Here is a 16,086-nt window from a genome sequence, read left to right as displayed (position 1 = left end):
CGCCGGTTGCACCGGGTTCAACAGTTGGGAGGTTCGTAACATGATTTCACGTTTGCGTCCCTCAGCAGACATTTTTCCGCGGGCACTTGAAATAAAATTTCAATCTGTTTCACGTTGAGTTCTGACAGCATGGCTCATCAGCCCGATAATAACACAAGGAGTATGGAACATGATTGTACGCAGAATTTTCTTTTTTCTGAGCTGTGTCTGTCTGCCGGTGGTTCTGATCCTTGGGTTCTTCTGGTCTCATGCGCTTTGGCTTCTGATCATTTTGGTGCCGTACGCGATCATCGGTCTTTATGATGTTCTGACGACCAGGCATAACGTCCTGAACAATTACCCGGTTCTTGGGCATTTCCGGTACATGCTGGAATTTGTAAGCCCGGAAATTCGCCAATATTTTGTGGAAACCAACGAAAGCGGACGGCCTTTCAACAGGATTGTCCGAGGGCTGGTTTATTCTCGGGCCAAGGGGCAGGTGGACACACAGGCGTTCGGCACGCAATACGACATTACCGAAACCGGGTATCATCGCGCCAACCACTCACTAGCCCCCAAACATGTAGACAAAAGTGAAGAACGCATAGTGCTGGGGGGTCCGCAATGTACGCAACCCTACAGCGCCTCACGCCTTAATGTGTCTGCCATGAGCTTTGGCGCGCTCAGCGCCAATGCCATCCGCGCGCTGAACGGAGGAGCCAAGGATGGGGGGTTCGCGCATAACACCGGAGAGGGTGGGCTGTCACCGCATCATCTGGCCGAAGGCGGGGACATCATCTGGCAGATCGGGACGGGTTACTTCGGGTGCCGGACCCCTGCTGGTGGATTTGACAAGGACAAGTTTGCCGAAAAGGCAGGAAGGGACGTGGTCAAGGCTATTGAGATCAAGCTGTCACAAGGTGCAAAGCCCGCCCATGGCGGTGTTCTGCCTGCAGCCAAAGTCGATGCCGAGATTGCCGAGATACGGGGAGTGCCCGAACATCAGGATGTGATTTCTCCGCCCACCCACAGTGCCTTCGATGGGCCCACAGGTTTGATGCATTTTGTCCAGCACCTGCGAGAAATGTCAGGCGGCAAACCTGTCGGGTTCAAGCTGTGCATCGGCAGGCCGTCCGAATTCATGGCGATCTGTAAAGCAATGCTTGAAACGGGTATCTTGCCGGATTTCATCACAATTGACGGGGCCGAAGGGGGCACGGGCGCAGCCCCGGTGGAATTTACCAACCGGTTGGGTATGCCCCTGAACGAAGCCTTGATCTTTGTCAGCAACTGTTTGCGTGGTGTCGGAGTGCGTGACAAGATCCGGATCATCTGTTCCGGAAAAGTGGCGACCGGTTATGACATGGTCGAGAAGTTGGCGCTTGGTGCCGACATGTGCAACTCGGCGCGCGCGATGATGTTTGCGGTGGGTTGCATCCAGGCATTGCATTGCAACACAAACCGTTGTCCGTCAGGGGTGGCTACACAAGATCCCATCCGCGGGCGCGCTGTGAACGTGCCGCAGAAACGCCGCCGTGTTCATCGCTATCACGATGCCACACTGGAAAGTTTCCGCGAGCTTTTGGGCGCGATGGGCAAGGAAAAAGCGTCCGAGTTACATCCCCGTGATATCCTGCGCCGAACTGCGGACGAGCATGAGCGTACCTATGCCGAGCTTTATATTTATCTGGAGGACGGTGCCTTGTTAAAGGACGACATTCCCGAAGAATTTGCAGATGATTGGAACCGAGCTTCGGCCGCACAATTCTGAAAACCACATTGGGTAGCGCGATGATTGGTCATGTGAAAGCGCGGCCGTAATTGCCCGCTTTTTCCGCCGTCTTATGCAACTTTCGTTATCTGGGAATGGATCGCGGGTTGTTTGCCACGTGGGTATTGATCTTGCGAATGCTCCATTCAACAGAATCTCTCATCGCGCGCCCCAAGGCCAGGTCAAACGCGTTGATCAGATCCGGCGTCTGATCGCTTGCCGCCACGACGTTTTCCTGGAACGAGCTGGATGCAACGATTTTATCTTCGTATTCGTCGATCACCTTGATGTTAATGCGAACTTCGACGCGAATATTGGCTCCGTTCTCGGTATTTTCGATCACGACCCCCTGAAACTCTCGAAGGTCCGGGGCTATTACATAATCGGCCCGCAGGCCAACGGTTGAGCGTCCAACAGCTGCGACTTTGCCCGAGTTCTCAAAGCTTTCAACCAACAAGGTTTGAACGATCAAGGGCGCGCGATCCACCCAGCGGGCGCGGGGCAAATATTGAACCTGCAACGAGGTGGGCTGAATGGCAATCTGGTCCGTGTTTACAGCGGCAGTTGCCGTGGGTTCCTGAACGACGATCTGCTTTTCAATCCTGGGCAGCGCCGAGGAAAACGTGCTTTTTGGGGTCAGCAGATACAAATCATTCGGTTTCGCCGCTTGTTGCAACGTGCCCAGACCAGCGCAGCCGCCAAACAACGCGACCATCAACATTGCAAGTGCAGGCTTGATCATTGACGGAACTCCGATGCTTGGGTGCCCAGAAGGAAACGTGCCGGATCGCGTTCAACTTTGTCTACGAGGCGATCCAGACTGATAACAAGACGCTGGGATTCTTCGATGAAACGAACAAACTGAGGCAACCCGACCCGCAGGAAGTCTGACACTTGTCGGCGGTTGCTCTGAACAATGCCGTCGATGGTTCCCAGCAATTCGGACGCGGAATTTGACGCGCTCAGGACGTCGTCCGAGATCTGGTCGATCTTTTCCGTTATGCCCGCGACGGTTTCAGTCACCTGATTGGCCGCCTTCCGGACATCTTCCGCAACAGGTGCCACGTCTTCCTCCATGACCCGATTTGCAGAGTCAAAAGCGGATTCTGCCGAAGCCAGCGCCCCCTTGGCGGACTCCATCGTCGTAGAAATCGAACCAAGCGTCGAATTGGCGTTCATCACGGTTTCGTTCACAATTCCAAGGGTAAAGCTGCCTTCATCAGACAAAACGGTCAATCGTTCAGCCAGTTGCGAGCCTCGCTCGATGAAAGGCTTCACGTCCTGCTGCAAAATGCGGTCCGCCGTCTGAAGGGTTGTTTTTGCTTCGTCCAGCGCCGTCTTGGCGGACCCGGATGCCGTTTTGACGGCTTCCAATGTTTCCGCGCCGGTCTTGAGCGTTGTTTGCGCAGTTTCGATCAGCGGGTCCAGCCGCTTTGAAAACGCGCCAATATCCTGCGCAGCGCTGCCGATGTCATTTGCGACGGATTCAAAACTTGTCAGTGTCTTGTCCAGTTTACCCGTAGCCGAAGCAAGATTGTCCAGAATACCGCTCACAGCTTCCCGGTTTTTATCATCGACGACTTTGTTTAGGTTTTCCAAAAGCGTTACGGCTTCATCCAGAACTTTTGGCGCGCCTTCGAACAGGGATTGAATTGTGCTGCGTTTGCTCTTGATAACACTCTTTTGTGGCAATCGTTCAGCGTTAGCCGATCCGCCGGTCAGTTCAACATAGCCAACACCGGTCACGCCAAGTGACTGAAGCTGCGCGATTGTCTCATTGGTTATCGGAATGTCTGCGTCCACTTCGATCCGCACCCGAACCTTTGACGGATCATTTTCATCCAGTTGCAAGGAAACGACCTGCCCGACCGGCAGGCCGTTGAAGTTCACGCCGCCGGCTGCCGACAGACCTGCGACATTGTCAAATAGTACATCGTAATAAGCGTATTGGCGCGTGATCTCAAACTTGGCGAGCCACAGGAAAAAGCCGAATGCGCCCAACAACCCCGCAAGGGTAAACGCGCCGATCAGAATATAGTTCGCCCGGGTTTCCATTGCCTTTACCTGTTTTGCCCCTTCTGTTGCGCCGCGCGGGCGCGGGGGCCTGTGAAGTATTCCTGTACCCAAGGATGGTCGACCTTGGTCATATCCTCAATCGGACCTTCAACCAGCACACGCTTTTCTGCAAGCACTGCAACGCGGTCGCAGATCGCGTATAGACTGTCCAGATCATGGGTGACCATGAAAACAGTCAACCCAAGTGCCTGCTGCAACTCGCCGATCAGCTCATCATACGCGGCTGCGCCAATCGGGTCCAATCCTGCGGTCGGTTCGTCCAGAAAAACGATCTCGGGGTCAAGGGCAAGCGCTCGTGCTAGCGCGGCGCGTTTGCGCATGCCACCCGACAGTTCTGACGGAAACTTGCCGCAACTCAGCTGCGGCAGACCCACGAGGCTGATCTTCAATGCACCCAGAGACTCCATCAGTTTTTCGCTGAGACCTGTGTGTTCCCGCAAAGGAGCCATCACATTTTGGAGCACGGTCAGCGACGAAAACAGTGCCCCGTCCTGAAAAGCAACGCCCCAGTGGCGTTCGATTCTGCGACGATCATCTTCCGGACCATTCAGAACATCGACGCCCAGCACCTCGATTTCTCCGGCGGCGGGTTTGTTCAGCCCTACGATAGTTCTGAGTAATACGGATTTACCGGTGCCCGACCCGCCAACGATTCCCAGAACTTCTCCCTTCCAGACATCAAGATTCAGGTTTTCGTGTACCACCTGGGTACCGAACTGAGTTCGGAGCCCGCGTACACGAATGACAGCCTCACGACCTTTAGTCGCGGCAGCTGATGGCTGTGGTGTATCCCCGGTCATGTCATATCCCGATCTCTGAGAAGAAGATCGAAAACAAAGCGTCGATTGCGATCACCATGAAAATGGATTGAACAACTGATGCTGTCGTACGTTGACCGACACTTTGGGCGGACCCCTTGACCTGCATTGCCTGCCAGCAGGCGATAACGCCGATGACGAGCGCAAAGAACGGAGCTTTGATAAGACCGACTGCCAATTGCCAGACGTCGGTGTTTTCCTTCAAACGGGTAAGAAACATTCCGGGGCTTACACCCAGGTCGATCCAGCTCATCAAGGCACCGCCAAACAGGCCTGCCATATCGGCGACAAAACCCAATATGGGTAGCATGATCAACAAGGCCAAAACGCGCGGAATGACCAGAACTTCGATCGGGTCCAGACCCAGCGTTCGCATTGCGTCGATTTCTTCCTGCACTTTCATCGAGCCGATTGACGCAGTGAATGCAGAACCCGAGCGCCCGGCAACGATTATAGCCGTCAGCAATATGCCCAATTCACGCAGAACCGAGATCGAGATCAGCTCGACCACGAATATCTCAGCTCCAAATTGCTTCAGTTGGGTCGCGCCCTGAAATGCTAGTACGACACCGATCAGAAACCCCATAAGGGCCACGATTGGCAGTGCCTTGAACCCGGTCTCTTCCATGTGTGTGACCAGCGCTGCCTTGCGAAGTCGCCATGGCATGACAATGGTACGAAACAGCCGATGCAGTGTCAGACCCAGAAATTCGAGGATGGAAAGCGTATCCCGCCAGGCACCTACGGTGATGTGACCCATCTGTGCGATCAAATCCAACAGACTTCGCGGTTTATCAAGTTCACCGGGTTCGTCGGGTATGCTGCGGGTTACAGTATCTATCAGAGTGGCATGTGCCGGTTTCACACCTTGAAATTCAAGTGTTGCACCTTGTGACGTGAAGCGTTTGCCAAGGTCCGCGATCAGCCAGGCACCGCCGGTATCCAGGGCTTCGACCTCGGACAGATCGAGAACAAGCCTGTCTCCGGTTGGGCGGACAGAGGCAAAACCTTGTTCAACGGTTTGCAGCGATTGCGTGAGCAGCTCTCCGGATATGCGTACACGAGTACCGCTGGAATCGTGTTCTGAGATTATCGAAGGCTGCGTCATGAGGTCATGTGAAGTGAAACATTCAGTGACCGCAATGGCTTTGTGCCATTGGACTTCTTTTTGCCGCGCTGGATGGCCTTGACGTCACGCCGACCGTCGCATTGGAGCTATGCTGAACAGGTGCATGCCAGAGGTTGTCGCACAACAACTTTGTCGGGATAGCACGCCTTTGCCTGACCGACAAATCGGTTGCGCTATGGCGGGAAGCAATACACATTCCGCGTTGTTTGTTACGGCGCGGAATCGGAGAAGTCGGTATGCATCAGACCAAGAACGTCTTGTTTGTCATCATCGACCAACTTAGAGCGGATTGCCTGTCCGGGGCCTTGGCAGACCATGTGAACCTTCCGAATTTGCGGGCTTTTATGGATGAGGCCGTGACCTTTACCCGCCATTTTTCGGTCACCAATCCCTGTGGTCCCTCGCGCGCATCGATTCTGACCGGTCAATATGCGATGAATCATCGGTCGGTAAGAAACGGAACGCCGTTACGGCACGATACCCCAAACATCGCCACGGAGATGCGCAAAGCTGGTTACTTGCCAATGTTGTTTGGGTACACAGATACCTCCGCCGACCCGCGCGTCCATGATCCCAATGACCCTGACCTCAAGTCTTACGAACAGTCGATGACTGGGTTTGTTGAAGTTGTCGAAATGCGCCTTGAAGAATCATATCCTTGGCAAGCGCATCTGATGAAAAAGGGGTACCAGTTCGAAAAGTACTGGGATGTCTACAAGCCCGTTTCGCCCGACGGTGGACACCCGCGGCTGAATGATCCCGCGCTGTATCGGGCGGAAGACAGCGATACAGCTTTTCTGACAGATGCCTTTCTTGATGGGATCGCGCCGCATCGTGGAAACGGTTGGTTCGCCCATTTGACCTATATCCGCCCGCATCCGCCCTTGGTCGCACCGGCCCCGTACAATGACATGTATGACCCGGCGGATATCCCTCTGCCGCACTGCTTGCCGAGCGCAGCAGCAGAAAAAGCACTGCACCCGTTCTTCGGACCAAAGCTGGATACCTTTAGCGCGAAAAAGTTTGTTCATGGTTTCGATGACGTTGAACCTACGGACGAAAACATTCGCACCTTGCGTGCTATATATCTGGGCCTGGCGACCGAGGTTGATCACCACATCGGTCGTGTTGTCCAGTACCTGAAGGACAGCGGGCAATACGACGATACATTGCTGGTTATCACCGCCGATCATGGTGAAATGCTGGGGGATCGACACAGCTGGGGCAAAATGACGGTCTACGACGCAGCGTATCACACACCGCTGATGATCCGTTTGCCCGGGAACGAAGCTGTAGCGGGAAGCAAGATCACCGTTCCAACCGAGTCCGTGGATGTCACTCCGACCATACTGGACTGGATTGGACAGGCTGCTCCGAACGCTATGGATGGTCGGTCCTTGCTGCCATTGTTGCGCGGTAATATCCCAGACGATTGGCGCGACTATTCTTTCAGTGAACTTGATTTTTCAGAACCTGAAAACCCGACGCTGTGGCAGCAAGACTTGGGGACCGGTAACAGCGACTCGTGTTTGGGAATATTGCGGGATGAACGGTTCACACTGGTCGAGTTCGCTGCCGACCTGCCCCCGATCCTGTTCGACCACCAAGGTAAGGGCGAATTCGAGAACGTCGCGGAGAATCCAGATTTTGCAACGGACCTCGCACGGTTAAGCCGACAGATGTTGCGCCACCGGATGAGAAATATGGACCACACATTGTCCTTGCATTCGATCACATCTGAGGGTGCAAAATCCCGCCCCAGATACACATCTTAGAACGCGGTTTTTTGTCAACGTTCATCTGTTCTAACTATACCGGGCACTCGGTCACGGGCAGGTGTGTCGACGTATTTCTCTTTGCGCATTCGCGGATTGGCAAAAGCACTTGAACGAAGGCAGAGTCCGAAACGCCTCCCCTCAATTCCACTACCCGTGCATGATTTCTGATGCTAGGCATGAGCCGTGGAGAAAACGAAGTTGGACATAACGGAAAAGCGTATCAAGGCGATGACGACCGCTGGGCTGAACCTGATCGGTCAGGCGCTTTCCATTTATGACAACAAGTTGCAACTGGTGCTCAGCAATCGCCGCTTCCAGGAAATGTTCGGTTTGCCGGATGAGCTGGTTCAAAGGGGCGCTCTGTTTCGCGACACGATCCACTTTCTTGCCAGCCGCGGTGAGTATGGCGACGATGAAAGTGTCGAGGAAATGGTCAATTTACGTGTCCAGCAAGCCTTGGCGTTTGAGCCCCACTACATGGAGCGTGTACGCCCCAATGGGCAGGTTGTTTCAATTGAAGGCGCGCCGCTGCCCCAAGGCGGGTGGGTCGCGGTCTACACGGATATCACCGGCACGCGGCGGGCGGAAAACCTGTTGCGGGCGCGGTCAGAGGAACTGTCGGAACAGTTGCTGAGCCACGCGGAAGAACTGTCCGCAACCAACCGCAAACTTGCGGCCACGATCGCGGCGCTGGAAGAGGCCAAGCGGGAACTGACCGAAATCGAAGCGCGTACTCGTATGGTGACCGAGATGATGCCGGCTCATATCGCACATTTGGACAGCGACGGCCGTTACGATTACTCGAACCGCCGCCTGAGCGCCGTCATGCCCGGGCGTCCGTCCGATATTCTGGGGCTTCACATTTCTGAAGCGCTGGGTGCGGCCGCCTTTGAACGGGTTCAGGCCCATTTGCTTAAGGCCTATAGCGGAGAGCCGTCGGTTTTCGAGTTCACAGAAGATCAGGATTCCCGCCGTATTCGGGTTTCGTTTACGCCAGATGGGGCAGGGGGTGTGTACGTGATGTCGGTGGACATCACCGAAGAGACACAGGCACGCGTTGCATTACAACAAACCCGCCGCCGGGCGATGGCAGCCCAGATGACCAGCGGGCTTGCCCATGACTTCTCCAATCTGCTCACTATCATCCTTGGGATGCAGTCCCGCCTCGACAAGATGGATTTGCCGGATGGCGCGCAGGAACTTGTGGCCGCAACTCAACAAACGGCGCGCCGGGGCGGGCAGCTGTTGAACCGGATCGCCGACATGACTGGAAACCGAACGCCGCAACCGCAGGCCACTGACATCGGGGGATTGTTGGAAGACCTGAGGATCCTGGCGACGCCCTCGCTGCCTCGCGGTGTGGGCCTGTCCGTCGTAAACACCTTGCCAAAACAGACATTGATGCTTGATCCGGGTATGGTTCAGGATGCGCTTTTGAATTTGGTTCTGAATGCCAGGGATGCCTGCGGGAGCACGGGCCAGATCACAATCAGTGCACATGCCATTGGTGAGATCTGGATCGAAGTCACGGTTTACGACACTGGGCCGGGGTTTTCACCCGAGGCGCTTGAAAAGGCGCTGAACCCGTTTTTCACAACAAAAGGGAGCGACGGTTCGGGTCTGGGGCTGCCGATGGTTTATGATACGGTCAAGCTTGCTGGTGGCGATCTGAATCTAAGAAATACGCCATCTGGGGCCTCAGTTGTCATGCGTTTGCCTTTTCGGCCCGCTCCTCCGGCGCAGGACGGATTGGTACTGTTGGTTGAAGACAGCGAAGACCTGCGCGGGCAGTTTCGGGACATGCTGGTGGATTTGGGCTTTACTGTCATTGAAGCAAATTCAGTTGATGAAGCACTGGCCTTGATATCAAGTGTGAAGGACATTTCGCTGGTCTTGTCCGATATCCGTTTGGAAGGACACGGTACAGGCTTGGATATCCTTGAACAGTTGAAACCGGGGTTGCCGCTTATCCTTATGACATCTCTGCCAAATTCAGATCCGCTGCATCAACGGGCCCTTGCTTTGGCACCTGTTTTGCGTAAACCGTTCTCACAGGCCCAATTGTCCGCTCTCATCCAAGCCGAGGCCGCCTGATGTCGCAACCAATGGTGACCATTCTCGACGACGAACCCGAAATTCGGCGCATTCTGACGGATGCGCTGGAGGATGCCGGTTTCAGAACGCAGAGTTTTTCGCGTGCCAGAGAGTTTGAAGCATCCCTTAATCGAGTAACCCCTGATGTCTGCCTTGTGGACCTTTCCTTACCAGATACCGATGGGCTGGCGCTTGTTCATCGCTTGGCGCTAGAACAGGGTGCAGCAGTGATCATAATTTCTGGCCGGGCGCAGGTTCAGGACCGTGTGACAGGACTGGAGCTTGGCGCAGATGACTATATTACCAAGCCGTTTGACCCTACCGAGGTCGTAGCCCGGGTACGGGCCAGGTTGCGCGCGCCGCGCGGTCGGACATCACAATCGGACAGGGCGGAATTCAACGGCTGGATTGCGCATTTTGATCGGTATGTTCTGGAAGACGGGTCAGGGGCTGAAACACCTTTCAGCCATGCAGAAGGCGAGGTTCTGCGTTTGTTTCTGGAAAGCCCCAAGCGGCTGATCAGCAGGGGGCAGATGCAGGAATCCTTGGGCGGTGCAGCGGGCGACAGCTTTGATCGTGCTATGGATGTCAGAATCTCCAGGTTGCGTACGAAACTTGGTGAAGACCCGAAGAATCCGCGCCTGATCAAAACGATTTACGGTGCTGGGTATATTTTTTTAGGGGATGTCGACTGGAAATAGCGACGCTCTGTTGGCCAGAGTGTGAACCTGAATTTCTTTCGATCCCCTCTGCGTCAGGCAGTGTAGATAGAAAACACAGTAAGCGTCGCAAGAACGAATATTTTGGTCTTTGCGCTCACTCACGCAAAGCTTGATCTTTTATCTTCACGACAGGTTCCAGTAGATACTCCAATACGGATTTTCGACCTGACAAAATGTCAACCTCTGCGATCATGCCGGGTATGATTCCCACTGCGACACCATTTCCATCGAGCATGGTGTTGCTCGTGCGGATTTCCACAACGAACACCTCTTCATCGTTCCGCTCTGATCGTGTGACGGTATCGGCGCCAATCCGTACGATTTCACCATCCAGCGCCCCGTATCGCGCAAAATCATAAGCCGTGATCTTTACCTTTACGGGCTGTCCAGCACGCAAGAATGCAATATCTTCGGGCTTTACGTAAGCTTCGACCAAAAGTGTGTCGTCCAGGGGAACAATCTCGACAAGATCTTCGCCGCTCCGCGCCAAACCTCCAATGGTGGTTCGGTGGATGCGGTTGACGATCCCGCGAACCGGAGAGCGAACCTGCGCTCGTGCAGCGCGGTCGCGTAGGGCAGGCAAGGCGGGTTGCAAGGCCGCCAGTTCCGCAGTTGCAATGGCCAATTCAGTAAGCGCTGCACTTCGAAATCGGCTGTGAGCAGCTTGAATCCGATCATCTATTTCATTTAAACCGGTTTGCAACCTGCTGGTCACGGCTTCGGCACGGACTTTGCGGCCGCGCCACTCGGCTTCGCTGCGCCGTAACGCCAGCAATGTCGTTGCCGGTTCCATTTGCCGCTCAACAAGCGGAGCTATGATCGCACGCTCTTCACCAAGCACTTTTAAGGTTTCGTCTGCTGTTACCTGATCCACGAGACCTTCTTCGTGTTCTCGCTGCTTTTGCTCACGTTGTCGTTCTAAGATGGCGATTTCTGCCGCCAGCTCTGCTTGCCGACCCTGATACAGAGCAGTTTCCGAACGCACGACACTGGGCGCACCTTCGATCAGCTGAGCACCGAAATTCAATTGCGTACCATCTATTTCTGCCTGCAGTCGTTGTGCACGGGCTTGCAGCCCGAAAGCGCGCTGTTGTTCCTGGCTAAGTTGGCTGTCGATTTGTGTGGCGTCCAATTCCATCAACAATGCCCCTTTGTCGACCAACTGGCCTTCGCGCACATGAAGCGACCGCAGCACGCCAGGCTCGGCGGCGTCGATCACCTGTATGTCTCCCGAAGGCACGATCCGCCCATCGACCCTCGTTACGTCATCCAATTCGGTCAAATGCGCCCACAACCCGGCCGAGACAATACACGACAGGATCAACAGCAAGAGCAATGAACCACGAACGGGGGACCGCCCCTGCATTTCGCGCGCCAACTTCGCCAGATCAGGATGCTGCGACATTCAGGTGCCTCCCTTTCTGGCGCATGTGCTGCGTCAGCAGGCTCTTGGGTCCATCAACAGCGATTTTTCCGTTTTCCAGAACGATAACCCTGTCCACAAGCTCCAGCAGACTGGTTCTGTGCGTTACAATGACCAAGGTTGACCCGGAGGTTGACGCACTCAGGCGTTGAACCAGTTGGGCTTCGGTTTTGACGTCCATCGCACTGGTTGGCTCATCAAAAAGTAAAACCGGAGGTCGCCCGACAAGTGCCCGTGCCAGGGCGATTGCCTGCCGTTGCCCACCGGAAAGCCCCTCACCGCGTTCAGCGAGTTGAAGGTCATAGCCCGAAGGATGGCTGTTCACGAATTCTTCGACACCGGCAATACGGCCGGCTTCGACGATGTCGCAATCTCTGGGCCGGACTGCGCCACTTGCGATATTGTCCCTGACAGACCCCGAAAAAAGCCAGACATCCTGCAGAACGGATCCGATATTGCGTCGCAAGTCACCCGGGTCGATCTGACGTATGTCTAATCCATCAATCATGACCGAGCCCACTCGCGGCGTGTAAAGCCCCAATAGCAGGCGCGCAATCGTGCTTTTCCCGCACCCGATTTGACCGAGAATTGCGACTTTCTCGCCAGGCTTGATTGTGAATGAGACACCATGCAGGGTATCTTCGCTTTGGTCAGAATACGAGAAATGCACGTTATTGAAGGCAATTGCCCCTTTGAAATCAGATCGGGTCAGCCATGTGCGCCCTTCCGGGCGTTCGCTTTCTGCATGCATTAGCGCATTGAGGTTGCGATAGGCGCACCTGGCCTGATTTACGCGGGTCAAAGTCTGCGCCAGTTGACCCAGAGGGGCCAACGCCCGACCAGTCAACATTACCGAAGCCACCAGCGCACCCATGCTGGCTTGCCCGTTTGTAATCAGAAAAACACCAAGAAATACGACAAGCACTTGTGCGGCCTGTTGGGTGAATCCGGTCAGGTTCAGGGCAAATTGCGTGACAGTTCGGCTTCGTGCACCATGCGCTGACTGCTGTTCGATGGCCTGTTCCCATCGTGCGCGCATTTTTCTGCCTGCTGCCGTTGTTTTAATGGTTTCAAGTCCCGAGACAGCCTCAACCAGAACTGATTGCTTGGACTGTCCATCGGACAAGCTTCGTTCCGCCATCCTTGATAAAACTGGCTGCACCGCCAAACCTGTCAGGAGCACCACCGGTACGGCCAGTGCAGGGATCAAAGCCAGTTGTCCCCCAACCAGATAGATCACCAGGATGAACAACCCGATGAAAGGCAGGTCAACAACGGCCACCAGCGTCGCGGATGTAAAGAATTCTCGCAGAGTTTCAAACTCGCGAATGGTGCTGGTCATGGCACCGGTAGACCCAGTGCGCGATTTCATCTGGATGTTCAGCAACTGGTCGAAAATGCGCCGGCCCATCAACAAGTCGGCTTTCTGCCCAGCCTTGTCGATAAATCCCGCCCGCAGCAACTTGAGGGCAAAGTCAAAACACAGTGCCAACGCCACACCCAGGGTCAAAGCGATCAGAGACTCTGTTGCTTCGTTGGGCAATACCCGGTCATAGACCACCATGATGAAAACGGACGTAGACAAACCAAGGAGGTTTGCCAGCGCCGCAGCGAGTGCGACTTGAACGTATGACCACCGGCTGGCGGACAGGGCGTTCCAGAACCAGTGGCCGCCATGTGAACCGGGCCCGTCCAATGTTTCGCCGTCGTGATGGCGACGGAACAGGATTGCGTAACCGGTATGACAGGCTGCCAGCATGTCTTCGGAAACTTCACCGATACCTTCGCCAAGCTCTGGGTCGAAGACCAAAAAGGCGCCAGCTTGCGTTCGTCCGTGAAAGACAACGGCTTTACCCTCTGCCAACAGCAACAGGGTGGGTGTCAGATTGTCATCCAAGTCGGAAAGGCGCATTGCCCCATATCCCGCCTGCATGCCCGCCTTTGGCGCGAGGGCGAGAATGTCCCGTACTGTCAAATCCCCATCTGCGCCAGTTTGCGCCGCGTGCAGCACCGCGAGACTCAATGGCCGTTCAAGTGCCGACGAGATATTCAACAGACAGGCTTCAAACGGTGTAAGTAACGAGGCATCGGTGGCAGGGTGGGATGCGTTCATTGTGTAGTGCCCCAGTCGCCCAATGAAACCCCAAGCAGGTCGAGTATGTCTCCGGTCAGGCTTAGGGCTGCATAATTGGTTAGAAAGTAGCTCTGTTCCGCAAGGATCAAACGTTCCTGAGCATTTACGTAGTCGCGCTGAGCATCCAGAATTTCAATGAGGCTACGGCGGCCGATTGAAAATTGTTCACGGGATGCAGCGACACTTTCCGCGTTAGCCTCTACGGCAATTCGGGCTTCGCGTAACCGATCGGCACCCGCTTTTTGATCCGAACGGATAAAACCCAATTCTCGCGTAATTTCTCGGATAAGCTGCTCGCGCGCAAACTCTGTCTCTTTGACCAACGATTCCGCCGCTGCTATTGCGGCGCGGCGTTGGCCGGTGCTGTCCAACTCGTAATTGAAAGAAAGATCCACTCCAAAATTCGCGTCACGATTGTTATCCTGGTTTGCGAATGCGGCGACCCTGACATCAGGGCTGCGGCGCGCTTGCGCTGCGGACCATTCCGCCTTGGCGGCCAGAAGGCTTGCATCGGACCGCCGAACCTGAGGACTGTTCATTATGATCTGCATGTCACTTCTTTCCAGCCCAGGTGCCGGAACTGGTGCAGAAAGAGTGCCAGGTTCATCCCCAAATACTTCGCGGAACCGCGCTTCGGCACGGTCTGTGCGCGCATACGCATCAGCCAGTTTTGTGCGTGCATCGGACATGCGTGACCGGGCTGCCAGGACGTCGGCACTTGAACCGACGCCGTTTTCTGTTCGGTCGGTTATCTGGCGAACAAGCTCTTCATGGGTCAAAACATTCTGTGCTGCGATGCTTTGAATCTTTCGTTGATCGAGGACAAGTACATAGGTCTCGATAGCTGCGAGCGCAGTGGATGAGGCCGTTTGAATTTGATCGCCTCTGCTTTCCAAGACACGTGCCCGCGCAGCGGTCAGATCCCCTGAAGCCGCCCCGCCGTCATAGACCAATTGTGAGACCCTCAGATACGGCGATACATCCGCAATATCTGATGCAATCCTTTCAGATCGCGCGTTTAGCCCCAGCGAAATCTCCGGGAGAAAAGCGCCTTCAGCCGCGTCTTGTTTGGCCTTCGCGATGCCCATTCTGGATTTGACTTGCGCCAGGTTTGGGCTGTTCTCAACCGCCTTTTTTACCCGCTGCCCGAAGGCGCTGTGACTGAGTGTTTTTGATGGTTTAGTTGCCCCAGCACCGGCTGTTTGGGCTGCGAAGGACATCGTCACAGGCGTCAAATCGGGTGGACGCGTGCAGGCGGAAACCGAAACCAGAAGCAGACTGAGCGTGGCAAGATGCGGAGAATACTTATTAAATGGCATACTAACCCTCCTGCCACCGATGGTCCAGTAGGCTTTCGTTTTGTTGGGCAGCAGCCAGCGCTTCTAGAAAACCTGAAGCATCAGCTCGTACGCTTGGCGACGACCTTTTAGCCAATTGTTCGGCACGCAATTGCGCTGTCGTTAGCCACGAAAAATGGCTCAAGGAAACTTGGTGGGCATGTATGAGGCGCAGGCCTCCGTTCATGGCGAGCAATGACAGATGCGCTGAAGGAACTTGCCGCAAAACAGCCAGATCGACGCCGAAGTAACCGCCGAGACATTCGTCCATGTGTGCGCAGGCGAGTGGGGAAAAAAGCCCCATACCGCCTATCGTACGGCACAACTGATATGTGTTCTCCAGTGATGCTGTAAGAGTGCGAAAGAACGCTTGGACTTTTTTCAGTTCCGGCCCCAGCGCTCCGGTTCGGTCAAAGAATGGCTCATCGTCAGGGTTGTCGGTAACCAGCTCCAGGCTTTCGTTGACAAGCAAGTCAAACTCCCCCTCTCCGGTTTTGTCCTGAAGCTCAGGTGGTCGGGATTCAAAGGGCACACACCGTAGTGCCGAGGGAACATAGCTTGCGCGCCATTCCCCTTTTGCTGACACGTATGGCGTCGGTTTGTCTTGTGTCATCGATAAGATTGCCACGGGGTAAAATCCCCGTTTGGATTTCCGGAACGCGATCGGAAAATTGGCCGCTGCCTGTAGGATCTCTGCCTCAGCCACCGGGCAGTCGACCATATCGCGCGCGAATTCGAACGACGTGTAACGTTTCCAGAACCGGTGACCATGTCGTACTCGTGTGACCGGGGTTAAGCCATTCTGTGCCATAACTGCCTCGTGTT

The 16,086-nt window shown here is 55.0% G+C and carries 12 protein-coding genes; 4 read left to right on the top strand and 8 right to left on the bottom strand.

Annotated features, from left to right (window positions below; all coding sequences use genetic code 11):
- Positions 1-169 precede the first annotated feature (169 nt).
- Positions 170-1,750: an FMN-binding glutamate synthase family protein gene (locus ACR0M3_RS11900; RefSeq protein WP_480487475.1), complete on the top strand. Its 1,581-nt coding sequence runs from the start codon at positions 170-172 to the stop codon at positions 1,748-1,750.
- A gap of 85 nt (positions 1,751-1,835) precedes the next feature.
- Here the strand turns inward: ACR0M3_RS11900 and ACR0M3_RS11895 are convergent, their stop codons facing one another.
- Genes ACR0M3_RS11895 through ACR0M3_RS11880 form a run of 4 tightly spaced genes read right to left on the bottom strand, consistent with a single transcriptional unit; the run spans position 1,836 to position 5,752 of the window.
- Positions 1,836-2,492 (bottom strand): ABC-type transport auxiliary lipoprotein family protein, encoded by a 657-nt coding sequence (locus ACR0M3_RS11895; protein ID WP_480483711.1) that lies wholly within the window; start codon positions 2,490-2,492, stop codon positions 1,836-1,838.
- Positions 2,489-3,805: an MlaD family protein gene (locus ACR0M3_RS11890; RefSeq protein WP_480910904.1), complete on the bottom strand. Its 1,317-nt coding sequence runs from the start codon at positions 3,803-3,805 to the stop codon at positions 2,489-2,491. The genes ACR0M3_RS11895 and ACR0M3_RS11890 overlap by 4 nt, the downstream gene beginning before the upstream one ends.
- A gap of 5 nt (positions 3,806-3,810) precedes the next feature.
- Positions 3,811-4,626: an ABC transporter ATP-binding protein gene (locus tag ACR0M3_RS11885; protein ID WP_480483713.1), complete on the bottom strand. Its 816-nt coding sequence runs from the start codon at positions 4,624-4,626 to the stop codon at positions 3,811-3,813.
- Between the two features lies 1 nt (position 4,627).
- Complete coding sequence (locus tag ACR0M3_RS11880) at positions 4,628-5,752, bottom strand: ABC transporter permease (protein ID WP_480483714.1); 1,125 nt, start codon at positions 5,750-5,752, stop codon at positions 4,628-4,630.
- Between the two features lie 257 nt (positions 5,753-6,009).
- Between ACR0M3_RS11880 and ACR0M3_RS11875 the strand changes: the two genes are divergently transcribed.
- From ACR0M3_RS11875 to ACR0M3_RS11865, 3 genes are all read left to right on the top strand, one after another.
- Positions 6,010-7,548, top strand: a complete 1,539-nt coding sequence (locus ACR0M3_RS11875) for an alkaline phosphatase family protein (protein ID WP_480773678.1) — start codon at positions 6,010-6,012, stop codon at positions 7,546-7,548.
- Between the two features lie 201 nt (positions 7,549-7,749).
- Positions 7,750-9,645 (top strand): PAS-domain containing protein, encoded by a 1,896-nt coding sequence (locus tag ACR0M3_RS11870; RefSeq protein WP_480911058.1) that lies wholly within the window; start codon positions 7,750-7,752, stop codon positions 9,643-9,645.
- Positions 9,645-10,346 carry a response regulator transcription factor gene (locus tag ACR0M3_RS11865; protein ID WP_480483716.1) on the top strand — a complete coding sequence of 234 codons (702 nt, stop codon included), beginning with the start codon at positions 9,645-9,647 and terminating at the stop codon, positions 10,344-10,346. The genes ACR0M3_RS11870 and ACR0M3_RS11865 overlap by 1 nt, the downstream gene beginning before the upstream one ends.
- A gap of 115 nt (positions 10,347-10,461) precedes the next feature.
- Here ACR0M3_RS11865 and ACR0M3_RS11860 read toward each other — a convergent pair whose 3' ends face one another.
- Genes ACR0M3_RS11860 through ACR0M3_RS11845 form a run of 4 tightly spaced genes read right to left on the bottom strand, consistent with a single transcriptional unit; the run spans position 10,462 to position 16,072 of the window.
- Entirely contained in the window at positions 10,462-11,733 is a 1,272-nt protein-coding gene (locus ACR0M3_RS11860) for an HlyD family type I secretion periplasmic adaptor subunit (RefSeq protein ID WP_480911055.1), read from the bottom strand.
- 22 nt (positions 11,734-11,755) lie between these two features.
- A complete protein-coding gene (locus ACR0M3_RS11855; RefSeq protein WP_480910902.1) occupies positions 11,756-13,903 on the bottom strand; it encodes a type I secretion system permease/ATPase in 2,148 nt (715 codons plus the stop codon).
- Positions 13,900-15,243: a TolC family protein gene (locus ACR0M3_RS11850; RefSeq protein ID WP_480910899.1), complete on the bottom strand. Its 1,344-nt coding sequence runs from the start codon at positions 15,241-15,243 to the stop codon at positions 13,900-13,902. Before ACR0M3_RS11850 ends, ACR0M3_RS11855 begins: the two co-directional genes overlap by 4 nt.
- Before the next feature lies 1 nt (position 15,244).
- Entirely contained in the window at positions 15,245-16,072 is an 828-nt protein-coding gene (locus tag ACR0M3_RS11845) for a SapC family protein (RefSeq protein WP_480910896.1), read from the bottom strand.
- Between the last annotated feature and the right edge of the window lie 14 nt (positions 16,073-16,086).

The organism is Ruegeria sp. O5 (genome assembly GCF_056535105.1).
Note: the sequence above shows the minus strand (reverse complement) of the source record. Positions and strands in the feature narration are given on the sequence as shown.